Here is a 24069-nt window from a genome sequence, read left to right as displayed (position 1 = left end):
TATGGATTTATTTTCATTTCAAGCGGAAAATCATTTGGAAAAAAGTGCCCCCCTGGCCCAGCGCATGCGGCCCAAGACCTTGGATGAGTACGTCGGTCAGGACCACGTTGTGGGCAAGGGCAAGTACATCGACCGGCTTATACGCTCGGGCTTTATGCCCTCTCTTCTTTTTTACGGGCCACCGGGCATCGGAAAGACCACCTTGGCCGAGATGATGGCCAATGTATCCAACCGGGCCTTCGTGCCCTTAAGCGCCGTGACGAGTAATGTAAAAGAGCTCAGGAAGGTGCTTGAGGAGGCCGAGGACCGCTTGGGCGGACAGGGCCTGGAGACGATTTTATTTTTAGATGAAATCCACCGCTTCAATAAGTCGCAACAAGACGTGTTGCTCCCTTATGTGGAAAAGGGGAAGATCATTCTAATGGGGGCCACCACGGAAAATCCCTATTTTTACGTCAACGGCGCCCTGCTTTCCAGGCTTCAGGTGGTGCAGCTTTATCCCTTAGACGATGAGGCCGTGAAGAAGCTCTTGATGCGGGCCTTAAAGGACGAGAAGAAGGGCTACGGCAAAGATGTCATCGTCTTCGAAGACGGCGCGCTTGAAAGCTTAATAGCCATGAGCCACGGCGACGGCAGATACGCCTTAAATTTATTGGAGATCGTGGTCTTAAGCACGCCGCCCGGAGCGGACGGAAGCATTTATATTACGAAACAGGATCTGGCCGATTCGTCTTTAAAGAACAATCAGCGCTACGACCGGGACGGAAACAATCACTACGATACGATTTCAGCCTTTATAAAATCCATTCGAGGGTCGGATCCCGATGCGGCCATTTATTACCTGGCAAAAATGCTGGATTCCGGCGAAGAGCCGGAGTACATCGCCCGCCGCATGATTATTTCCGCCTCGGAAGATATATCCAATGCGGATCCCCACGCGCTGAATTTAGCCGTGGCGTGCTTTGAAGCCCTTCGTATTATCGGCATGCCCGAGGGGCGCATCCCCCTGGCGCAGACGGCGGCCTATTTGGCCTCGGCACCGAAGAGCAATCGAAGCTACCTCGCTATTGGAGAGGCACTGAGCGACGTAAAAAAGGGCGTGGGCTCCGTGATACCGCCCTATTTAAGGGATCAGCACCAGCCCATGGACGCTCACGAGGGCTATCGCTACCCTCACGATTATTCGGGGGGCTATGTGCCGCAGCGCTACCTACCCTTGGACATGGAAGAAAAAACATATTACCGACCGACGGATCGAGGCTATGAAGAAAAGCTCGCCGCGTATTTAGATAAGATAAAACAGGAGGACACCAGTGGAAATTCGTGAAGTATTAGAAAATTATAAGGATTACTTAGGACATGATTTGGTCCTGGAAGGATGGATTAAAACCTCCAGAGATTCGAAAAATTTCGGCTTTATCCAACTGTCCGACGGCAGCGGCTTCGACGGAATTCAAGTCGTCTATGAGGCAGAGCTTGAAAACTTTAAAGAAATCGCCAAGTACCCGATTTACAGCTCCATTCGCGTGGAAGGGGAGCTGGTGGAAAGCCCCGGAGCAAAGCAACCCGTCGAGGTCCACGCAAAAAAGATTACGGCCGAGCACTTAGCCGAAAGCGATTATCCGCTGCAAAAGAAGCGTCACACCTTCGAATACCTAAGGACCAAGGCTCACCTTCGTCCCCGCACCAACACCTTCCAAGCGGTGTTCCGCGTGCGCAGCCTCATCGCCTTTGCAGTTCACGAATTTTTCCAACAACGCCGCTTCGTCTACGTTCACACGCCGATTATTACGGCCAGCGACGCCGAAGGTGCCGGAGAAATGTTCCAGGTCACTACGTTGGATTTAAACAATCCGCCGAAAAATGACGAGGGAAAAGTGGATTTCAGCCAAGACTTCTTCGGCAAGCACACGAATTTAACGGTGAGCGGCCAATTACAAGGGGAAGCATTCGCCACGGCCTTCAGAAATATCTACACCTTCGGGCCCACCTTCCGCGCTGAAAACTCCAATACCCAACGCCATGCGGCGGAATTTTGGATGATCGAGCCGGAAATGGCCTTCGCCGATTTGGAAGACAATATGAATGTGGCGGAAGACATGCTCAAGTACATTATTAACTATGTCTTCGAACACGCGCCTCACGAAATGGAATTCTTTAATTCCTTTATCGACAAAGGTCTCATCGACCGCTTGAAAAACGTCGTCGAATCGGAATTCGTGCGGATTACCTACACGGAAGCAATCGATATTTTGGAAAAGAGCGGCCACGAATTTAAGTTCCCGGTCAGCTGGGGCATCGACCTGCAAACGGAGCACGAACGCTACATCACGGAAGAAGTTTACAAAAAACCCGTCTTTATCGTGGACTATCCCAAGGAAATCAAAGCCTTTTATATGCGCGAAAACGAAGATAAGAAAACCGTCGCCGCCATGGACCTCTTGGTGCCGGGTATCGGCGAAATTATCGGCGGAAGCCAAAGGGAAGAACGACCGGACGTTCTCTTGGCCAAGCTGGACGAATTCGGACTCGATCAAGAAAGCTACAGCTGGTACATGGACCTTCGCCGCTACGGTAGCGTCGTGCACTCGGGCTACGGCTTGGGCTTTGAACGAGCTGTCATGTATATTACCGGCATGAAAAACATCCGCGACGTGATTCCCTTCCCGCGGACCGTCGGCAACGCAGAGTTTTAGAAAGGCATTTACGATGAAAAATTACGATCCTAAAGTCATCGAGAAGAAATGGCAAGATTTTTGGGACGAACACGAGACCTATAAGGCCGTCATCGAACCCGGAAAGAAAAAGTTCTACCCCTTAGTCGAATTCCCCTATCCTTCGGGACAAGGGCTCCACGTCGGTCACCCGCGCCCCTATACGGCACTGGATATCGTGGCGAGAAAGCGTCGCTACGAAGGCGAAAATGTTATTTTCACCATGGGCTGGGACGCATTCGGCCTGCCTACGGAAAACTACGCCATTAAAAATAAAATTCACCCTCGCATCGTGACGGAAAAAAACGTGGCCAACTTTAAAAAGCAATTAAAGAGCCTGGGCTTCAGCTTCGACTGGTCGAGAGAAATCAACACCACCGACCCCAAATACTATCGCTGGACCCAATGGATCTTCCTGCAAATGTTCAAGCACGGCCTGGCCTATAAGGAAGAGATGCCCGTCAACTGGTGCCCTTCCTGTAAGGTGGGTCTCGCCAACGAAGAAGTCGTCGGCGGCAAATGCGAGCGCTGCGGCACGGAAGTGAAGCACAAGCGTCGCAGCCAATGGATGTTAAAGATCACCGCCTACGCCGATCGCCTCTTGGAAGGCTTGGATCACGTGGACTTTATCGAGCCGGTTAAGATTCAACAACGGAACTGGATCGGCAAGAGCGTCGGTGCGGAAATTCTCTTTAAAGTGAAGGGCACGGACACGGTGCTCAACGTCTTTACCACCCGTCCGGACACCCTCTTCGGCGCCACCTATATGGTCGTGGCACCGGAGCATCCCTTGGTGAAGGATCACCGCGACATGATTAAAAACATCGATGCCGTGGATGATTATATTGCCGAAGTGGAAAAGAAGTCGGACTTCGAGCGCACGGAACTTTCCAAAGAAAAAACCGGTGTCGCCTTAGAGGGCCTCTACGGCATTAACCTGGCTACCGGAAAAGATATTCCCATTTGGATTTCCGACTACGTCTTAATGAGCTACGGCACCGGCGCCATTATGTCCGTGCCGGCCCACGACCAACGCGACTGGGAATTTGCGAAGAAATTCGGTCTGCCCATCGTCCCCGTCATCGACGGCGGCAATGTGGAAGAAGAGGCCTATGTAGACGTTCACTCCGGCCACATGATCAATTCCGGCTTCCTCGACGGCATGGAAGTGGAAGATGCCATTCACAAAATGATCGAGTGGATTACGGAAAAAGGACTTGGCAAGCGCCAAACCAATTATAAATTGCGGGACTGGGTCTTCTCCAGACAACGGTACTGGGGCGAACCGATCCCCCTCATTCACTGCGACGACTGCGGTTGGGTACCCGTGCCCGAAGATCAGTTGCCCTTAGAGCTTCCCGAAGTAGAAAATTACGAGCCCACGGATAACGGCCAATCGCCCTTATCTGAAGTGGATGAATGGGTACACACCACCTGTCCGAAATGCGGCAAGCCCGCCATGCGCGAAACGGATACCATGCCTCAATGGGCGGGCAGCAGCTGGTACTATCTGCGCTACACCGATCCTCACAACGACGAAGCCTTGGCAAGCAAGGAGGCTTTGGAATACTTTATGCCCGTGGATTGGTACAACGGCGGCATGGAGCACACCACCTTGCACCTGCTGTACTCTCGCTTCTGGCATAAATTCCTCTACGACATCGGCGTCGTCAATACGGAAGAGCCCTATCAAAAACGCACGAGCCACGGCATGATCTTAGGGGAAGACGGCGGCAAAATGAGCAAGAGCCGCGGCAATGTCATCAATCCCGACGACATTGTCAATCAGTACGGTGCAGACACTCTGAGAACCTACGAAATGTTTATCGGCGACTTCGAAAAATCCGTACCCTGGTCCGACAACAGCGTCAGAGGCTGCCGTCGTTTCCTGGAAAGGGTGTGGAGCTTGGCGGAAGCTGTTCAACCGGGCAGCGCCTACAGAAAAGAGACAGAAGTCTTGATGCACCAAACCATTAAAAAAGTCAGCTACGACTACGAACATTTAAAGGCCAACACGGCCATCGCTCAGCTGATGACTGCCGTCAATATTTTCCAAAAAGAAGGCATCAATGAAGCGGAATTCAAGACCTTCCTGATCCTCTTAAATCCCGTGGCTCCCCACATTACGGAAGAATTGTGGGAGGCATGTAACTTCGGCGGCCATCTTTGCGAACAATCCTGGCCGAGCTACGACGAAGACAAGACCGTGGAAGATGTGGTGGAAGTGCCCGTTCAATTTAACGGCAAGGTGCGCTTTAAAATCACACTGCCTCGGGAAGCTTCCCAAGAAGAGGCCCTGGGCGTTTTGCACGGCGATGAAAGCTTCGTCAAGCAAACGGAAGGCAAGAATGTCGTCAAAGAAATCTACGTCCCCGGCAAGATTTTGAATGTCGTTGTCAAGTAGTTTGACAGCTTTCGGTGAATGAGGTATCTTATTCATAGAAAATGACTAGGGATTAAGGAGGTGAAGACATGAAGTTATCGACGAGAGGTCGTTACGGACTCATGGCCATGTATCATTTGGCGGAAAATTACGGCAAGGGACCTTTATCGGTCAATTACATTGCCGAGGCCGAAGGCCTGAGCGTGGCCTATCTTGAACAATTGTTTTCACGCTTAAAAAAACGCAAGCTGGTAGAAAGTATCCGAGGCGCCCAAGGCGGCTACGTCTTGGCATCGCCGCCGGAAGAGATCGCCATCGCCGATGTTATTGCCGCACTGGAAGGAGAAATGGCTTTTTCCTGTTGTAGCGGCGACGAGAGCATTTCCTGTGATCGGGGAGAAGCTTGCTCGGCGAAGTCGATTTTGGATCGCATCCAGCAAGAAGTAGACGGTGTATTAAAATCCATGTCTCTTGCGGATATGAGGTAGTCTATGCATCAATTCGATTCCTTTTTCGACGTGGTGACGCCGAATTTTCTCGTCGTCATCCGGGGCATCTTGCTCATTTTGCTCATCGCTTTAAGCGTCTACTACCTGATCAACATCGGCAATCAATACATCGACAAGAGCAGGCGTATTCATTTGGACCTGAGATTGGTCGGGATGATTCTGTTAGGGATACTGGCCCTCATCGCCCTTCGCTATGTGTTTGCAAGATTTCCCGTTTTGCGAACGGCATTGACTGCCTTCTTTATCTCCGTGATCTTGGCCTATATCATTAACCCGCTGGTCAATTATCTGGAGACGAAGCGCATCCCCAGGCGATTCGGCGTACTCATCGTTTACGTGGGCTTTATTCTCGCCCTGGTGCTTTTGTTTGTCGTGGTCCTGCCGAAGACCATCGAAGAGCTGAGAAATTTGTTTATCGCTCTGCCCCAGTGGCTGAACGAATGGAACGTACGCATCTTAGAGATGTCGGACAAAATTGAAAAGATGACGAACCTCGACATGACGCGGATTATGTCCAGCGGACAGAAACAGGTGGAAGCCTATTTAAATACGTTGGAGAACAGCTTTCTGGACAAGGTCCGCTCCATGGCCAGCGGCATGTATGCCGCCATCGGCCGCATGGTCAGCTTTGTATTGGTCTTGATCCTTACCTATTACTTTACGGTGGATAAAAATCGTATCAAAGTAAAAGTCTACAAGGCCATTCCTTCCGGTTTCCGATCGGATATTTTGAACCTGGGTTCTGAAATTAACGCGGCCATGATGGAATTTGTCAAAGGGAAATTGCTTCTCGCCGTCATCGTCGGTCTCATGACCATGTTCATGCTCTTCATCTTAGGCGTCAATTTCGCCGTGGCCATCGGGCTGATTACCATCATCGCCGACATTATTCCATACATCGGACCTTTCCTCGCCTTTATACCGGCCTTCTTCTTTTCCTTTATGGATTCCTGGACCAAGGCCGTGTGGGTGGCGGTCATGTTCTTCTTCCTGCAATGGGCGGAAAACAATTTGTTTGCGCCGAAAATTTTGGGCAAGCGCACCGGGCTACATCCGGCCATCGTCCTCATGTGTATCTTTATCGGCGGCGGCACTTTCGGCGTTATGGGTATGATTTTATCCGTGCCCGTTTTCTCCATTTTGGTCATCATCAAAAACTTTATCCTTATGAAGCTGCGCGACGGCAGACGAAAAAAAGAAGAATTAAGACAAGTGCAATAAGTGACGGACTCCGTCACTTATTTTATTTGTTCAAAGGCCGTGGCGACGGTAGAAAATTGACTTTCCATGCGGCCAACTTTATAATTTTAATCAGAGACTATACAAATATCGGGAGGCATTATGAAACCATTGGGATTACACGAGATACGCTCCGCGTTCTTGGATTATTTTGAACATAACGAACACTTGGCTTTGCCCAGCTTTTCTTTGGTACCGAAGGGGGACAAGTCCCTGCTTTTAATCGGTGCAGGCATGGCGCCGATGAAGAAATTCTTTACAGGCGAAGCGGAACCTCCCGCTCACCGGGTCTGCACGTCGCAAAAGTGCATTCGCACCGGCGATATCGAAAACGTGGGCAAGACCGACCGTCACGCCACCTTTTTTGAAATGCTGGGGAACTTTTCCTTCGGCGATTACTTTAAACACGAAGCCATTCATTGGGCTTGGGAATTTTTAACCGGCGTCTTGGAAATTGATCCGAATCGCCTTTGGGCCACGGTCTATTTAGATGACGACGAAGCCTTCACCATTTGGAACGAAGAGATCGGCCTGCCGAAAGAGCGGATCGTGCGCCTGGGCAAGGACGACAACTTCTGGGAGCTTGCTGTCGGACCCTCCGGTCCCTGCTCCGAGATTTATTTCGACCGAGGCGAAGAACACGGCTGTGGCGATCCCGACTGCAAGCCCGGCTGCGATTGCGACCGCTACATCGAAGTGTGGAATTTGGTATTCACCCAATTTGACAAGGACGAAGAAGGGGAGTACCACCCTCTGGCCAATCCCAACATCGATACGGGTATGGGACTTGAGCGTATTGCATCCGTGCTTCAAGATGCGAACAATATTTTTGAAATCGACGCCATTAACGCCATCCTGCAAGATATTTGCCGCATGGCGAATTACGAATACGGGACCGACAAGAAAAAAGACGAATCGGTGCGGGTTATTACGGACCACATTCGCGCCATTACCTTTATGATTTCCGACTCCATCGTGCCCTCCAACGAAGGACGAGGCTATGTGGAACGGCGCCTCACCCGCCGCGCCGCCAAGCACGGACGAAATTTGGGCATCGAAGGGGCGTTTTTATACAAGCTTTGCGAAAGCGTCATCGATTCCTGGAAGGTCCAATACAAAGAGCTGGACGACAATCGGGAAGTCATCGCCAGAGTCATTCTTCGTGAAGAAGAGCGCTTCTTAAAGACCCTGGAAACCGGCATGAGTCTTCTGGACGAGGAAATCGAAAAATTAAAAGCCGCCGGAGAAAACGAGCTGGCTGGTGCGGAAGCTTTTAAGCTCTACGACACCTACGGCTTCCCCGAGGATCTCACCGAAGAAATCCTCTCCGATGCCGGACTCGCTTTGGACGAAGCGGGCTTTGAAAAAGAAATGGAAGCGCAAAAAGAGCGGGCGAGAGAAGCGCGGGACGACTCCGACAATATCGGCTGGTCCAGCATGTCTTCCTACGAGCTCAACGATGTAGACGAAACCATCGAATTCGTCGGCTACGATACCACCGAGGTAAAGGGTGCGAAGCTTCTGCACATTATTGCCGGCGGCGAAGAGGTGGATCAATTAGGTGCCGGCGAAAAGGGCGTCTTCTATATCACCCCTACGCCCTTTTACGGCGAAAGCGGCGGCCAAATCGGCGATACCGGAACGATCACCGGGGACGGCTTTACGATCCAAGTGGAGGACACGCAAAAGACGAAGAGCGGCCACACCTACTCTATAGGCACCGTGGCAGAGGGCATTGTGTCGACGGGAGCAGTAGATGCTTCTGTGGACAAACGACGCCGAGAAAAGATTCGCCGCAACCACTCCGTCACCCACTTGCTTCACAAGGCGCTGAAGGATCAATTAGGGGATCACGTCAATCAAGCGGGCTCCTACGTCGGTCCGAACTTTATGCGTTTCGACTTCACCCATTACGAAGCCGTATCCCATGAAGACCTGCGCGCCGTTGAAAAGGCGGTAAATGAAGCGATTTTCCAATCCCTTCCCGTTAAGACGGAGGTTCTCTCTTACGAAGAGGCCAAGGAAAAGGGAGCCGTGGGCCTTTTCGAAGACAAATACGGCGACAACGTGCGCGTCGTATCCATGGGCGATTACTCCATGGAGCTTTGCGGGGGAACTCACGTAGACAACACGGCGCAAATCGGTCTGTTTAAGATCCTGTCGGAAAGCGGCATTTCCGCAGGCGTTCGCCGTATGGAAACCGTCACCGGCCCCGCCGTTTACGAACTGCTCAACCGCTCCATGGGAATGAATAAAAAAATCGCAGGCCTCTTAAAGGCCACCGACGACGTGATCGTCGATAAGCTCGTTCAACATTTGGATAAGGAAAAAGGTCTGGAAAAGGAACTGACGAAGCTTCACGCCGACATGGCCAAGAGCAAAATGGCGGAAGAAGTGGGAGATAAAGAAGCCATCGCCGGCATCGACGTGATCCGGGGCCACTTTACCGACGTCAGTGTGGAAGATCTCAGGAACATGGCTGAAAGCTTGCGGGACAAAGAAGGTGCTTTGATCATCCTGTCTACTGTCTCAGGCGACAAGGTCAATTTCGTTTGTGCATCGCCTAAGTCTTTAATCGAAAAAGGCTTTAAGGCAGGAGACATCGTCCGCGAGGTGGCAAAAATCGCCGGCGGCGGCGGTGGCGGTCGCCCCGACATGGCCACGGCCGGTGCCAAGGACGTCAGCAAAGTCCAAGAGGCCATGGATAGGGTAAAAGATATTGTAAATGCCATTGGAAAGTAATGTATGTCAATGAAATTTATGATATAATGCTCCTATGGAGGAGATTATATGGACAATAATCAGTTTGAGACGCATATATTCGAGAAAACCAATGGCGACAGCGAGAAAATCCGTGACGGGATTACCACTGTATTTCATGCGTTAGAGGATAAGGGATACGATCCCATCGATCAAATTATTGGCTATATATTATCCGGAGACCCCACCTATATAACAAGCCACTTAGACGCGCGAAGTATCATTCAATCCATTGAACGTGACGAACTTCTGTCAGAGCTGCTGACATTCTATTTAAAGGAAGATTAGAGATGGGCTTTGCGCTCATCTCTATTTATTTTAGGAGCAAACTATGGCTGTGTTAGGGAAAACTGGGATCCACGTGTCGCCTCTTTGCTACGGCTCGTTGACCTTTTCAAGATTTCAGGCAAATTTACCTTTAAATAAAGGGACGGAATTATTAGTTTACGCCCACGAAAAGGGTATCAACTTTATTGATACGGCAGAAATTTACGATAATTACGCTTTTATTAAAGGAGCCATTAAAGAAGTCGGTCGCAGTGAATGGGTGATCACCTCGAAAGCCTATTGCTACGACGAAAAGACGGCCGATGCCAGCGTAAAAAAGGCGCTGGAGGAGTTGGACACGGACTACATTGATATTTTTATGTTGCACGAGCAGGAATCTCTCTTGACCTTAAAGGGCCATAAGGCTGCGTTAAAGCGACTGGCCGAATTAAAAGAGGCGGGTTACATCCGTGCCATCGGCATTTCCACCCACTTTATCGGCTGCGTCAATGCGACGGCGCTTTTTCCGGAGATCGAGGTGATCCACCCGATCATTAATCGGCGCGGAGTAGGGATTCAAGACGGCACGCCTCAGGAAATGTTAAACGCCATTGAACATCGACACAATCAGGGCATCGGGATTTATTCAATGAAAGCTCTGGGTGGCGGCCATTTAATTGCAGAAAACCGCGACGCTCTAAAATGGATTTCTTCCGTCGATTGCATCGACTCGACCGCAATCGGCATGCAATCGAAAGAAGAGATCGACTACAATACGGATCTTTTTTTAAGAGGAAAAGAGAACGAGCGGGCTTTGGAAGACGTATCGAAGAAGAAACGCAAGCTGATCATCGGCGATTACTGTATCGGCTGCGGCAGCTGCCAAGCGCGCTGCAAGCAAGATGCGATTCACGTGGAAGACGGCCGTGCCGTCGTAAACGATGACTGTATTTTGTGCGGCTACTGTGCGACAGTATGCCCGGAATTTTGCATTAAAGTGATTTAAATGAAGCGATTATTAGGACTGGACATTGGAAACAAAACCATCGGTGTCAGCGTCTCCGATCCCTTGGGCATTACGGCTCAAGGCGTGACGACGATTAAGCGGGCATCGAAGGTGGAAGATGTCGAGGCGCTCAAGGCGCTGATCGACAAGTACGACGTGGAAAAACTGATCGTCGGTTTACCGAAAAACATGAATAATACCTTGGGCTTTCAGGCAAAGCGAACCATGAATTACGCCGATTACTTAAAAGAGGCGTTGAACATGGAAATTGTGTATGTGGATGAAAGACTGACCACAGCCGGTGCCGAAGCCGTACTGATCGAAGGTGGCGTTCGTAGGGAAAACAGAAAAAAGCATGTGGATAAGCTGGCCGCGACTTTAATCCTGCAAATGTATTTGGATCAAATGTCGCTTTAGTCGCTGTTTCTTTCGGCCCTTTTGTAGCAAACGGACGATATGGATGAATATAGGTGGTGCTCCATGGACAATACATTCAAAGAATTTTTACAAAGCAAAGGTTATAAGTTTACGAGACAACGTCAAGTGGTGATGGAGGTTTTTGCCGAACGCGAGGGCGAACACATGACCACGGAAGAGGTCTTTCATTACGCTGCAAAAAAAATGCCCGAAATCGGGATTGCGACGGTGTATCGCGCCGTCAGCCTGTTGGATTCCATCGGCTTTTTAACGGCCCTGACCTTTGAAGATGGCACGACCCGTTACGAACGACGTATCGAGGATGAAAAGCACAAACACCATCACCTGGTCTGTAATGTTTGCCACGAAATTACGGAAGTCAACATGGATTTATTAGATGATTTAGAAGATGAAATAGAACGAAGCGTGCACTTTCACATCACCGATCATAATTTAAAGTTCTACGGCATATGTGAAAAGTGCAGCCGGAAATTAGAAGGAGAAGCGAATGAAAAGTAAACAAAAGCTTCGCATTATTCCCCTCGGGGGACTGCGCGAAGTCGGGAAGAATATGACCGTTATCGAATACAAGGACGAGCTCATCGTCGTCGATTGCGGCATGACCTTTCCCGAAGACGACATGTCGGGAATCGACATCGTCATTCCCGACATCCAATATTTGATTCAGAACAAGCATAAGATCAAAGGCATCGTCATTACCCACGGTCACGAAGACCATATCGGCGCCGTGCCCTATGTGTTGAAGCAAATCAACGTGCCCGTCTACGGAACGAAGTTGACCTTGGCTCTGTTGGAAAACAAATTAAAAGAACACCGCCTCTTGCGCTCGACCAAGATGATCACTGTCAGCTACAAGCAGCCGGTAAAAATCGGCAAGTTCTTTGAGGTGGAATGGGTGCAAGTCAATCACTCCATACCCGATGCGGCGGCTTTGGCCATTACCACGCCCCTGGGCGTGTTGGTCCACTCCGGCGACTTTAAGGTCGACTTCACGCCGATCTCAGGCGATCCCATCGACTTAAATCGCTTGGCTGAAATCGGCAATCGCGGCGTCCTGGCCCTGTTCAGCGAATCGACCAACGTCCTTCGCGAGGGCTTTTCCATGAGCGAGCGGAAAGTCGGCGCCACCTTCGATCGACTCTTCGCCCTCATGCGCAACAACCGCATCATTATCGCCACCTTTGCCTCCAATGTCTATCGTATTCAACAGATCATTACGGCGGCGGAGCGATACAATCGTAAAGTCGTTTTAAGCGGACGCAGCATGCTGAACGTCATGGGCATTGCGGAAAACCTGGGCTATTTAAAGGTCCGTCCCAACACCATCGTGGATATTAAGGACATGGACAAGTACAATCCCAAGCAACTGGTCCTGATTACCACAGGCAGCCAAGGGGAGCCCATGAGCGCCATGACTCGTATCTCCACCGGAGAGCACAAGCGCATTCAGCTGACGAAAGACGACGTCATTATCCTGTCGGCCCACCCGATTCCGGGAAATGAAAGCGCCGTCAACACCGTTATCAACCATCTCTTGGAAAAAGGCGTTCGAGTGGTTTACGAATCCCTGTCGGAAATTCACGTCTCCGGTCACGCCTATCAGGAAGAGCACAAAATGCTTTTGAGTCTTTTGAAGCCGAAATTCTTTATTCCTGTCCACGGGGAAGTCAAGCACTTGCTTAAGCATGCGGAAGTGGCACAAAAAATGGGCGTGCCGAAGAACAACATCTTCCTGATGGAAAACGGCGCCTGCTTGGAAATGACCAAGACGGAAGCCCATCGCGTGAAGGATGTGGAAGCGGGCCAGGTTTTAATCGACGGCTTGGGCATCGGCGATGTGGGTAACATCGTGCTTCGCGACAGAAAGCATCTTTCAGAAGATGGCATGATCATTGCCATTATCGCCATGAACAAAAAGACCGGCCAAATGGTTTCCGGTCCGGATATTATTTCCAGAGGCTTTGTTTACGTCCGCGAATCCACGGATCTCATGAACGAGGTGCGCGATGTGGTATTGAAAGCCGTTGAAAGCTGCAAAAAACAAAACATCAAGGACTGGTCTTCGATTAAATCACAAATTCGCGACGATTTAAGAAACTTCATCTTTAAGAAGACGAGAAGAAATCCCATGATCCTTCCGATCATTATGGATATTTAATAGCCGGTTTAGCCGGCTTTTTTCTCATGCATATTACGGAACCTTTTATCGAAGACTATTTGGCCCGGCTTTTCCCGGAGCAGGTTGGCTATCTTGGGGAGCTGCGCGCCTTTGCCGAAGACGAAGGCATTCCCATCGTCGATCGGCAGGTGGAAAACTTTTTGCAATTTTTCCTGCCCCTTTTGGCGCCGAAGAAAATCCTGGAGCTGGGAACGGCCGTCGGCTATTCCGCATCCCTTATGGCAAGGGCCGTAGACGATGCGGAAATCACCACGGTGGAGTTGGATCCCGACCGGGCCATTAACGCCCGGACCCACTTTCAAAACCAGCATTTGGAAGAGAGGATTCACCTTATCGTCGGCGACGGACGAGATTTTATCCAAAGGGACGAGGGCTTTTACGATTTTATTTTTATCGACGCGGCCAAGGGGCAGTACGAAATTTTTCTCAAGGAATGTCTCTGCCGATTAGCACCCGGCGGCGTCATCGTCATGGACAATGTGCTCTTTCACGGCATGTTGGCGTCGAAACAATTATTTAAGCGTCGAAAAATTACGATTGTGAAGCGGCTGAAGCACATGCTGCATAAGGTGCTTCGGGCGGACAATTTATCGGCCACGGTACTGCCCATAGGCGACGGGCTTTTGCTAGTAAGGAGATTGGATGGATAGAGTAGAACTTTTGGCACCGGCCGGCGATTTGGAAAAATTAAAAACCGCCATCGACTACGGCGCCGATGCCGTGTACTTAGGCGGAGAAGCCTTTGGCCTGAGAAAGGCGTCGAAAAACTTTTCTTTAGAAAAAATAAAAGAAGGCGTGGCCTACGCCCACGAACGAGGGAAAAAGGTCCACGTGACCTTAAATATTATTCCCCACGACAAGGACTTCGGCGGCCTGGAGGAGTACGTCCGGGTGCTGGAGGATGCAGGGGTAGATGCGGTCATCGTCGCCGATCCCGGCATGTTTATGCGGGTGAAGAAGGCATCGTCTATACCCATTCACATGAGCACCCAGGGTAGTCTGACCAACAGCGACACGGTGCGCTTCTGGCGCGATCTCGGTGCCGAGCGCGTGGTGCTCGCACGGGAGCTTACCTTGGATGAAATACGGAGCATTCGAGAAGAGGTGGACGATATCGAAATCGAAACCTTCGTCCACGGCGCCATGTGCATGAGCTACAGCGGCCGCTGCCTCATGAGCAACTACATGACGGGCAGAGATGCCAATCAAGGGGACTGCGCCCAGCCCTGTCGCTACAAATACCATCTGGTGGAAGAGCACCGGCCCGGGGAATACTTTCCCATCGATTCCACGGAGGAAGGCAGCTTTATTTTAAACTCCAAGGACCTGTGTATGATCGAGCACATGGACGATTTAATCGGCGCCGGCATTCGCTCCTTGAAAATCGAAGGGCGGGTCAAGAGCGCCTATTATCTGGCGACGGTGATTCGAGCCTATCGCATGGCCATCGACGCCTACTACGACGATCCCGAGCACTTCGTCTACGATCCCCGTTGGCTGGAGGAAATAAAAAAAGTATCCCACCGGGATTTCACCACGGGCTTTTATTATTCCGAGGCCAAAGGGCCGGAAGGCATCAGCGATTCCGTCACGTACATTAAGGATTACGACTTCGTCGGTGTGGTGCTGGATTACGATCCCGAGTCGAAGCGTGCGACCATCGAGCAGCGAAACCGCCTCTTCGTCGGCGACGAGGTGGAGGTGTTCGGCCCGGGAAAAGACTTTTTCAATTGGACCATCGAAGAAATGATCGACGAAGACGGCCGGTCCATCGACGTCGCCAACAAGGCGCGGCAGATCTTTACGGCTCCCGTACCTCGTCCGGTGAAGGCGAAGGACATGATTCGAAAGAAGGTAGAGGGATGACACCTATTCTAATCGGCATTTGCGGCGGCTCCGGAAGCGGCAAGAGTACCGTCACCGAACAGCTTTTAATAAACACCGGCGATGCGCGCTGCACCGTGATTCGGCAGGACAATTACTACAAGGACCAAAGCCATTTGTCCTTTGAGGAGCGAATTAAGACCAATTACGACCACCCCTTCGCCTTCGACAACGATCTGTTCATCGAGCACTTAAAGGAACTGAAGGCGGGCAAGAGCGTGGACATGCCCGAGTACGATTTCTCCGTGCACAATCGCAAAAAAGCAACGATTCACCTGGAGCCGAAGGAAATTGTTTTAATCGAAGGGATTCTCCTATTCTCCGAGCCGAGGGTTTTGGATCTGTTGGACATGAAAATTTTTGTGGACACGGACAGCGACGTGCGTATTTTGCGCCGCATCAAGCGAGACATGAAGGAGCGTGCCCGCAGTTTGGATTCGGTCATCGATCAATACATGGCTACGGTGCGCCCGGCCCATCTTCAATTTGTGGAGCCGTCGAAGCGCTATGCCGATATTATCGTTCCCGAAGGCGGCCACAACAAGGTGGCGGTGGATTTAATTCAAACAAAGCTGAATCATATTCTGGCAGGCATGGAGAAATAGCTTGACAGAGCCGATTGCCTTTGATATACTAATCGAGCATGAAGAAGAAGTCCGCTTCTCACCTTACGACAATGTTTTAAGGTTATGTTCCAGTTTTATGGGCGGGTCTTTGTGTACCCGCTTTTTTGTTGCCTATGGAGGTGTTTAGTCATTAAGGAAATTCAAATCAATGGAGAAATCCGCGCAAAAGAGGTGCGCTTAATCGATCCGCAAGGAGAACAGTTAGGTATTGTATCCATTGAAAAAGCAAGAGCTATTGCTGACGAATTTAAATTGGATCTCGTCAATATTTCGCCAAACGCAAAGCCGCCGGTCTGTCGCGTCCTCGACTACGGAAAATATCGTTACGATATGATGAAGAAGGAAAAGGAATCGAAGAAGAAACAAAAGACCATCACGGTAAAGGAATTGCGCCTGACGCCGAAAATCGAGACCCACGATTTAAACACCAAGGCCAATAAAGCCAATGATTTCTTAAAAGACGGCAACCGTTTAAAGGTTTCCGTTCGTTTCCGCGGCAGAGAAATGGGTCACACAGAAATCGGTCGCGAAGTCTTGGATGAATTTACGGAACTCGTCTCGGAATACGGGGAAGTAGACAAGAAACCGAAGATGGAAGGCAGAAGCATGGTCATGTTTTTCCGCTCGAAGTCTGAGAACAAGTAGGAGGAATACAATGGGTAAAATGAAAACGCATAGAGGTTCCGCAAAGCGTTTCACGAGAACGGGAACCGGCAAATTAAGAAGATTCAAAGCCTATAAGGGTCACTTAACGGGTAAGAAAACGGCAAAGAGAACGCGCAACTTGCGCCAGGGATCGCTGGTTTCCAAGGCCGATGTACGTCGCATCGACACCATGATTCCGTAATCGGGGAGGTAAGACATGGCTAGAGTAAAAAGAGGTATCAACGCAAAGCGTCGTCATAAAAAAGTTTTAAAACAAGCAAAGGGTTATTTCGGAGCAAAATCGAAATTATTCCGTGTAGCTAACCAAGCGGTTATGCGCTCCATGAGCTACTCCTTTGCCGGCAGAAAGCAAAGAAAAAGAGATTTCCGTAAGCTTTGGATTACGAGAATCAACGCTGCCGCTCGCTTAAACGGCATGAGCTACAGCCGCTTTATCAGTGGATTGAAAAAAGCCAACGTGGACATTAACCGCAAGGTTCTTTCCGAATTGGCTATTCACGACCCGGAAGCATTTGCACAACTCGTTCAAGTAGCTAAGGGAGAATAAGCGCTACACCCTATAGGGACACTCCCTATAGGGTGTTTTTATTGACAGGAGAAAATCGTGAGACTACCCAATCGTCTTCATAAAAAAATTTCCCATAACCCGCCCTTCGTGCTGGGTATTTCATTTTTGGTTTTAATCGCCGTGGGGACGATGCTGCTCATGTTGCCCCAGGCATCGGCGGATCATCACTCCGCCGGTTTCGTGGATGCCTTATTTACATCCACATCGGCATCCTGCGTCACGGGTTTGATCGTACGAAACACCGCCACGGGCTGGTCCGCATTCGGCAAATGCGTCATCATCGGCCTCATACAAATCGGCGGCTTGGGAACCATGACCATGATCATGTGGATCTCTATTTTTACGGGTCAGCGTATTTCCCTCACCAGTCGGCTGTATATACGCGAGCAATTAAATGCCGACAGCTTGACGGGTCTGGTGCGGCTCATAAAATTCGCCACGCTTTTGACCCTGGCGGTAGAAGGCGCGGGGGCCCTTTTATTGGCGAGCCATCTGGTGCCCGTCTACGGCGTCAAAACGGGAATCGCCTATTCGCTTTTCCACGCCATCAGCGCCTTTTGTAATGCGGGCTTCGATTTATTCGGCGATTCCCTCGTATCCTTTCAGGGGGATTTTCTGGTCACCTTAACCATCGCCGTCCTGATTATCTTAGGCGGCCTGGGCTTCGTCGTCTATGCCGATCTGTGGCGCTTCAGGCGGCATAAGCGCCTGAGCCCGCACACGAAATTGGTGTTCGTCACCACCGTCGCCCTGTTGATTTCCGGAACAATTATGTTTTATGTCTTTGAGTTCAACAACGCCTTGACCTTAAAGCCCTTGCCCATGTCAGAAAAAATTCTAGCGGCATTTTTTCAATCCACCACTCTGCGAACGGCGGGCTTTAATTCCCTGAATATGGGCGACATAACCGATCCTTCGGCCTTCGGAAGCTTGCTGTATATGTTTATCGGCGGTTCGCCGGGCTCTACGGCAGGGGGGTTGAAGACCACCACCTTCGCCATCGTTCTGGCAGCCACCTGGGCAAGCCTTCGAGGCAGCGATGACACGGATCTGTTCCACCGCCGCGTAGGGAAAGACACGGTGAGAAAGGCCTACTCCCTGTTCGTCATCGGGGTGTCCTTGGTTTTTACCGTTTCCGCCGTCGTAGTTATGTTTGAGGGCGGCAGGTTAAAGTTTTTAGACGTACTCTATGAAACATTTTCCGCCTTCGGCACCGTGGGGGTTACCCGCGGCATTACCGAAATGCTGACGGATCCTTCGAAGCTGATTCTGTCATTTACCATGTACTTGGGACGCGTCGGCCCGACGACCTTCGCCATGGGGCTGTTTCATCGGGAGCACAAACGTAAATTCCGCTATGCGGAAGGAAAATTTATCGTGGGATAGGAGAGAGCCATGGTTAAAAGTTTTATCGTCTTTGGACTCGGTCGATTAGGTTCGACGGTGGCAAAGACCCTATTTAATATGCATAACGACGTTTTGGCAGTGGATTTAAATCCCGAGCGCGTGAAGGCAGTGTCAGAAAATGTCACCACGGCCATTCAGGCGGATCTAATGGACGAGGATCTCTTTGAGGATTTGGGCCTGAGCAATTTCGACTGCGCCGTCATCGCCATCGGCAGCAGCTTGGATTCGGCCATTATGGCCACCATCGCCTGTGTGGAAGCGGGCATCCCCCTTATCGTCGCCAAGGCGCCGACAAAGCGCTACGGCCATATTTTAAAGCGACTGGGCGCACACTCCATTATTTATCCGGAAATTGACATGGGGGTTCGCCTGGCGAAGCAATTGACCGACAACGGAATCACCGATTACTTCGAATTGTCCGACGATTACGGCATCGTCGAATACGAGGTTCCGGAGGAGTGGGTAGGAAAAAATATTCGCGACCTGCAGCTCGGTCGGGACTTTCACGTCAATGTCATCGCCATTCGACGGGGGACGGATTTGTTGGTGCGTCACTTTGCGGAAGAAATTTTGCAGAAAAAGGATATCGTCATTTTCTTCGGAAGCGACGACGACTTAAAGGGAATTCAGAACGAGCGTGTCGATGAAGATCATTGATTCCAAGGACAACAGCCGCTTTAAATTCTGGAAAAAATTAAAAGATAAGAAACAGCGAAAGGAATCGGGTCGCCTCTTAGTAGAGGGCGTCGTGGTTATCGATGAGGTCATGGCCGAAGGCTATGTTGAAGAGCTGATCGTGGACAAAGACAAGCTGGAATGCTTTGGCGACCGGCTCCATAAGGCAAACGTGCCTGTGACGGCCCTTGAAGCAACTCTCTTTAAGCAATTGGCGGCCACGGAAACCAATCAGGGCATGATGGCCCTGTGCCGCAGCTTTTTAATGGATGAAGAGGCGCTTCCCAAGGTCGGCCGCTTTCTCTATGCCGACGGCGTGCAGGATCCGGGCAATTTAGGCGGCATGATTCGATCCGCCGAGGCTTTTCATTTCGACGGCGTCCTCATCGGTCCCGGGACCGTCGACCCCACTAACGACAAGTGCATTCGCGCCTCCATGGCATCGGCCTTTCGCCTGCCTATCGCCACTATCGGCGACGAGGCCCTTTTTAAACTGAAAGAAAGCTGCCGCTTCGTCGCCCTGGATATTCGAGGCGAGGGGATGAGGCTCGAAGGAGATAGAAAAAACATGGTCTTGCTGGTGGGCAATGAAGCGAGAGGCATTCGGGAAAGTCTGTTAAAAGTGGTGGACGTGCGCCTTCGCATTCCCATGAAAGAGACCGTCGATTCGCTTAATGCCAACGTGGCCGCATCCATCGCCATGTTTGTGATAGAAGGAGGAGGACAATGACACAGATCGTACAACCGTCCACATTGCCGGGCTTTATGGAATTGTTACCGAAAGACCAATTGGTCTTTAATCGCATGAAAGATATCATTCGCAAAAATTACGAAGAGAAAGGCTTTTTGCCCATCGACACGCCGGTCTTGGAAAAACAGGAAGTCCTCCTGGCAAAGGGCGGCGGCGAAACGGAGAAACAAGTCTACGCCTTTAAAAAGGGATCCACGGACATCGCCATGCGTTTCGACCTTACCGTGCCCTTGGCACGCTACGTCGCTCAGCACTACAGCGGTTTAAGCTTTCCCTTCCGTCGTTACCACATCGGCAAGGTGTATCGAGGCGAGCGGGCGCAAAAGGGTCGATTCCGCGAATTCTATCAATGCGATATCGACATCATCGGAAACGGCAAGCTGTCCCTCTTTAACGACGGCGAAATTCCTTCGATCATTGCCAAAACCTTCCAAGACTTGGGCTTCGAGGCCTTTACCATTCACATGAACAACCGCCGCATATTAAACGGCTTCTACCGCGCTCTTGGCATCGATGATTCCCAAGAAGTGCTTCGCATCGTGGACAAGGTGGATAAAATCGGCGTGGATTCGGTGAAGGAAGAGCTTTTTAAAATCGGTCTGGCGGACGATGCCGTAGAAAAAATCGCGGCATTTATCGACATTACCGGCACCACCGACGAGGTCTTCACCGCATTGGATGCCATGGACGTGGAGGATGAGGAATTTAAGACCGGCGTCAGTGAATTGAAAGAAGTCTTCGCCATCGCCCGCACCCTCGGCGTGTCGGACAAGAATATGATCCCCGACATGAAAATTGCCCGGGGTCTGGACTACTACACGGGTACGGTGTATGAAACCATTTTAGACGACTACCCCTCCATAGGCTCCGTCTGCAGCGGCGGTCGCTACGACAATCTCGCCGGCCACTACACCAATCAACAGCTGCCCGGCGTCGGCATTTCTATCGGTTTGTCCCGCCTGTACTATCAGCTGAACGAAGCGGGTCTTTTAAAGAATTACGACGACAAGGCGTCGGATTGCTTGATCATTCCCTTCGATGAAACGAAAGAAGAAGGGCTACGCCTCTTAAAGACCTTGAGAGATGCAGGCGTCCGCTGTATTTTCTACGGCGAGTCGGGGAAAATCGGCAAGAAATTTAAATACGCCGACCACTTAAATGTGGCCTATGCCATCGTCCTCGGTCAATCGGAGGTGGAGAGTCACATGCCGAAGCTTCGCGATATGAAAACCGGGGAAGAGAAAGCCATGACCGTGGATGAAATGATCGATGTTTTAAAGAAAAATGCCTAACAGGCAAATCGTCTTGCAAAAGAAACAGGAATCTGCTATACTTCTTAGCATGAATGAAGGGACGAGTACACAAACCCTTAGCGAAAGAGGACGGTGAAAGCTCTTACTTTGTGGAAAACCAACCCCGACGTCTGCCTTAATCGGCAGCGCTTAACAGGTGTTACATGTTTTGAGAAGCAATGAAGGTGGAACCACGGTACCGATCGTCCTTTTGGGGACGGTCGGTTTTTTTAATGAGGTGAATGATGTTCAAAGTTACGTACCCTGACGGAAGTGTAAAAGAATACGAATCGAAGAAGTCTGTAAAAGAATTAATCGCCGATATTTCGGAAGGCTTGGAACGGGCCAGCGTCGGCTGTGTTTACAACGGCGTTATTTTAGGAAAACACGATTTTGTCGACGAAGACGGCACCTTGAAGGTCGTTAAATTCGACGACGACGAAGGGAAGCAAATTTTCTGGCACTCCACGGCTCACTTAATGGCCTATGCCATCAAGCGCCTGTGGCCCAATACGAAATTTGCCATCGGTCCGTCCATCGAAAACGGTTTTTATTACGACATCGATTTGGAAGAGCAATTAAACACCGACGATCTGGAAAAAATCGAACACGAAATGAAGGCCATCGTGAAAGAAGGCCCGGTTTTCGAAAGAAAAGTCCTTTCAAAAGCTGAAGCGGAAGAGCTTTTTAAAGACGAGCCCTACAAAATCGAGCTCATCGAAGATCTGCCCGCCGATGAAGAAATTTCCATCTACACATTAGGCGACTATGTGGATCTGTGTCGCGGACCCCATTTGGAAAATGTGAAGGACATTAAGGCCGTGAAGCTGACCTCCATTGCCGGCGCTTACTGGCGCGGCGACGAAAAGAATAAAATGCTGCAACGGATTTACGGCATTTCCTTCCCGAAGAAAAAAGAATTAGACGAATATCTGGAACGCCTGGAAGAAGCGAAACGCCGCGACCACAGAAAGATCGGTCGCGAGCTGGATCTGTTCAGCTTCCGCGACGAAGGCCCGGGCTTCCCCTTCTTCCACCCGAAGGGCATGCTCGTACGCAACGAGCTTGAAACCTTCTGGCGCAAGCTGCAAATCGAGCGAGGCTACGGCGAAATCAAAACGCCGATGATCTTAAACGAAGACCTGTGGCACCGTTCCGGTCACTGGGATCACTACCGCGACAATATGTACTTCACCAAAATCGATGGCGAAGACTACGCCATTAAGCCCATGAACTGTCCGGGATCCATTTTGGTTTACGAACAATCCATGCACTCTTACAGAGACTTCCCCATTAAGCTCATGGAATTCGGTCAAGTGCACCGGCACGAGCTTTCCGGTGCTCTCCACGGCCTGTTCAGAGTTCGTACCTTCACTCAAGACGATGCCCATGTGTTCATGCTTCCCAGCCAAATTCAAGAAGAAGTAATTAAGCTCATCGACTTGGCCGACGAATTATACAACACCTTCGGCTTCGACTATTCGGTGGAACTGTCCACCCGTCCGGAAGACAGCATGGGCACTGACGAGCAATGGGATATGGCCATCGACGCACTGAAAAAGGCCTTGGACAGCAAGGGCATGGACTACGAAATCAACGAAGGCGACGGCGCGTTCTACGGACCGAAAATCGACTTCCACCTTCGCGATGCCATCGGTCGTACCTGGCAATGCGGCACCATTCAATTGGATTTCCAAATGCCCCAAAGCTTCGAGCTGACCTATATCGACGAGAACGGCGAAAAGAAACAACCGGTTATGAGCCACCGCGCCCTCATGGGCTCCATGGAACGGTTCTTCGGTATCTTAGTCGAACACTTCGCCGGTAAATTCCCCTTGTGGCTCGCACCGGTACAAGTTAAAGTGCTTCCCATCAGCGAAAAGTTCGAAGACTACGCTTTAAAGGTAACCAAAGAATTATCCGATGCCGGCATTCGCGCCGAATACGACGAACGCAACGAAAAGATCGGCAAGAAGATCCGCGATGCACAAATGGAACGGGTCAACTACATGGTTATCGTCGGCGAAAAAGAAGTGGAAAGCGGAAAGATCTCCGTTCGTAACCGCAACGGCGAAGAACGCAGCGACGTGGACCTCAAGGACTTCTTAGGTGAATTGAAGGCCGAAATCGAAAGCAAAAAAATTGACTAAAATCTTTGCCCTCGGCGATTCCTATGTGGCAGGCTATGGCGTGGACTACGATCAGTGCTGGGTCAGTCGACTGGAAAAGCTTCTGAACCGTCCCATTGCCAATTTAGGCATGAACGGCGCATGGATTACGGAGCTTTCCGAGTACCCGCCGACTCTCGAGTCGGGGGACGTGCTTCTGGTCTTAGGCGGCGCCAACGACTTTATAGGCGAAGGCACCGTGGCGCAGGTCATGGCGTCTTACGAGAGCCTAAAGGCCTACGCAAAAAAAGCCGGCGCACGCTGTCTGATTATTTTGCCGCCGACGCCGGTCATCGTGGAGGAGGAGCTCTTTGTCGGGCTCAATATGATCCACTCTCTTCAGGAAAAGCTAAAGGAGCTTAACGAAAAAGCGGAGGGTCTGCATTTGGATCCCGTGATCCCAAAAGACCCGACCCTTTATATCGACGGCATCCACTTGACGCCTGAAGGTCACGGGCTGATTGCCCATGCCGTGTACGAGTACGGCATGGAGGAAAATATTTTTTAAAAGAAGAGCTTGCACCGCAGGCTCTTTTT

Annotated in this window: 23 protein-coding genes; all 23 read left to right on the top strand. The window is 50.6% G+C overall.

The window, feature by feature from the left end; genetic code table 11:
• Position 1: 1 nt before the first annotated feature.
• A complete protein-coding gene (locus tag BQ7397_RS06490) occupies positions 2–1327 on the top strand; it encodes a replication-associated recombination protein A (RefSeq protein ID WP_077075303.1) in 1326 nt (441 codons plus the stop codon).
• A complete protein-coding gene (gene asnS, locus BQ7397_RS06485; RefSeq protein ID WP_077075302.1) occupies positions 1314–2696 on the top strand; it encodes an asparagine--tRNA ligase in 1383 nt (460 codons plus the stop codon). The genes BQ7397_RS06490 and asnS overlap by 14 nt, the downstream gene beginning before the upstream one ends.
• 13 nt (positions 2697–2709) lie before the next feature.
• Positions 2710–5118 carry a leucine--tRNA ligase gene (gene leuS / locus BQ7397_RS06480; protein ID WP_077075301.1) on the top strand — a complete coding sequence of 803 codons (2409 nt, stop codon included), beginning with the start codon at positions 2710–2712 and terminating at the stop codon, positions 5116–5118.
• 68 nt (positions 5119–5186) lie between these two features.
• On the top strand, positions 5187–5585 hold the full coding sequence (locus tag BQ7397_RS06475) for an RrF2 family transcriptional regulator (protein WP_077075300.1): 399 nt from the start codon (positions 5187–5189) through the stop codon (positions 5583–5585).
• A 3-nt stretch (positions 5586–5588) separates the two neighbouring features.
• On the top strand, positions 5589–6827 hold the full coding sequence (locus BQ7397_RS06470) for an AI-2E family transporter (protein WP_077075299.1): 1239 nt from the start codon (positions 5589–5591) through the stop codon (positions 6825–6827).
• Between the two features lie 120 nt (positions 6828–6947).
• Positions 6948–9587: an alanine--tRNA ligase gene (alaS, locus tag BQ7397_RS06465; RefSeq protein WP_077075298.1), complete on the top strand. Its 2640-nt coding sequence runs from the start codon at positions 6948–6950 to the stop codon at positions 9585–9587.
• Between the two features lie 48 nt (positions 9588–9635).
• A complete protein-coding gene (locus tag BQ7397_RS06460; RefSeq protein WP_068457777.1) occupies positions 9636–9893 on the top strand; it encodes an IreB family regulatory phosphoprotein in 258 nt (85 codons plus the stop codon).
• Positions 9894–9936: 43 nt separating this feature from the next.
• Positions 9937–10878: an aldo/keto reductase gene (locus tag BQ7397_RS06455; protein WP_077075297.1), complete on the top strand. Its 942-nt coding sequence runs from the start codon at positions 9937–9939 to the stop codon at positions 10876–10878.
• Positions 10879–11295, top strand: coding sequence for a Holliday junction resolvase RuvX (ruvX, locus tag BQ7397_RS09250; RefSeq protein WP_077075296.1), 417 nt, complete (start codon positions 10879–10881; stop codon positions 11293–11295).
• 63 nt (positions 11296–11358) lie between these two features.
• Entirely contained in the window at positions 11359–11814 is a 456-nt protein-coding gene (locus BQ7397_RS06445; RefSeq protein ID WP_083703446.1) for a Fur family transcriptional regulator, read from the top strand.
• Positions 11804–13474 (top strand): ribonuclease J, encoded by a 1671-nt coding sequence (locus BQ7397_RS06440; protein ID WP_077075294.1) that lies wholly within the window; start codon positions 11804–11806, stop codon positions 13472–13474. Before BQ7397_RS06445 ends, BQ7397_RS06440 begins: the two co-directional genes overlap by 11 nt.
• 26 nt (positions 13475–13500) lie before the next feature.
• Complete coding sequence (locus BQ7397_RS06435) at positions 13501–14145, top strand: O-methyltransferase (RefSeq protein ID WP_077075293.1); 645 nt, start codon at positions 13501–13503, stop codon at positions 14143–14145.
• Positions 14138–15361, top strand: a complete 1224-nt coding sequence (locus tag BQ7397_RS06430; protein ID WP_077075292.1) for a peptidase U32 family protein — start codon at positions 14138–14140, stop codon at positions 15359–15361. Before BQ7397_RS06435 ends, BQ7397_RS06430 begins: the two co-directional genes overlap by 8 nt.
• Positions 15358–15984 carry a uridine kinase gene (udk, locus tag BQ7397_RS06425; protein WP_077075291.1) on the top strand — a complete coding sequence of 209 codons (627 nt, stop codon included), beginning with the start codon at positions 15358–15360 and terminating at the stop codon, positions 15982–15984. Before BQ7397_RS06430 ends, udk begins: the two co-directional genes overlap by 4 nt.
• A gap of 111 nt (positions 15985–16095) precedes the next feature.
• Positions 16096–16650, top strand: a complete 555-nt coding sequence (gene infC / locus BQ7397_RS06420) for a translation initiation factor IF-3 (protein ID WP_234970589.1) — start codon at positions 16096–16098, stop codon at positions 16648–16650.
• Positions 16651–16660: 10 nt separating this feature from the next.
• Complete coding sequence (rpmI, locus tag BQ7397_RS06415; RefSeq protein WP_077075289.1) at positions 16661–16852, top strand: 50S ribosomal protein L35; 192 nt, start codon at positions 16661–16663, stop codon at positions 16850–16852.
• Between the two features lie 15 nt (positions 16853–16867).
• Positions 16868–17218 (top strand): 50S ribosomal protein L20, encoded by a 351-nt coding sequence (rplT, locus tag BQ7397_RS06410; protein ID WP_077075288.1) that lies wholly within the window; start codon positions 16868–16870, stop codon positions 17216–17218.
• Between the two features lie 57 nt (positions 17219–17275).
• Positions 17276–18625, top strand: coding sequence for a TrkH family potassium uptake protein (locus BQ7397_RS06405; protein WP_077075287.1), 1350 nt, complete (start codon positions 17276–17278; stop codon positions 18623–18625).
• A 9-nt stretch (positions 18626–18634) separates the two neighbouring features.
• Entirely contained in the window at positions 18635–19303 is a 669-nt protein-coding gene (locus BQ7397_RS06400; RefSeq protein WP_077075286.1) for a potassium channel family protein, read from the top strand.
• Positions 19290–20051 (top strand): TrmH family RNA methyltransferase, encoded by a 762-nt coding sequence (locus BQ7397_RS06395; RefSeq protein ID WP_077075285.1) that lies wholly within the window; start codon positions 19290–19292, stop codon positions 20049–20051. Before BQ7397_RS06400 ends, BQ7397_RS06395 begins: the two co-directional genes overlap by 14 nt.
• Complete coding sequence (gene hisS / locus BQ7397_RS06390) at positions 20048–21364, top strand: histidine--tRNA ligase (protein ID WP_077075284.1); 1317 nt, start codon at positions 20048–20050, stop codon at positions 21362–21364. Before BQ7397_RS06395 ends, hisS begins: the two co-directional genes overlap by 4 nt.
• Positions 21365–21609: 245 nt before the next feature.
• Positions 21610–23514, top strand: a complete 1905-nt coding sequence (gene thrS / locus BQ7397_RS06385) for a threonine--tRNA ligase (protein WP_077075283.1) — start codon at positions 21610–21612, stop codon at positions 23512–23514.
• Positions 23507–24040, top strand: coding sequence for an SGNH/GDSL hydrolase family protein (locus BQ7397_RS06380; protein WP_077075282.1), 534 nt, complete (start codon positions 23507–23509; stop codon positions 24038–24040). Before thrS ends, BQ7397_RS06380 begins: the two co-directional genes overlap by 8 nt.
• Positions 24041–24069: the final 29 nt, after the last annotated feature.

The sequence above is a fragment of the Aedoeadaptatus urinae genome (assembly GCF_900155585.1).
GTDB lineage: Bacteria > Bacillota > Clostridia > Tissierellales > Peptoniphilaceae > Aedoeadaptatus > Aedoeadaptatus urinae.
This window is presented reverse-complemented; position numbering and strand designations above follow the sequence as displayed.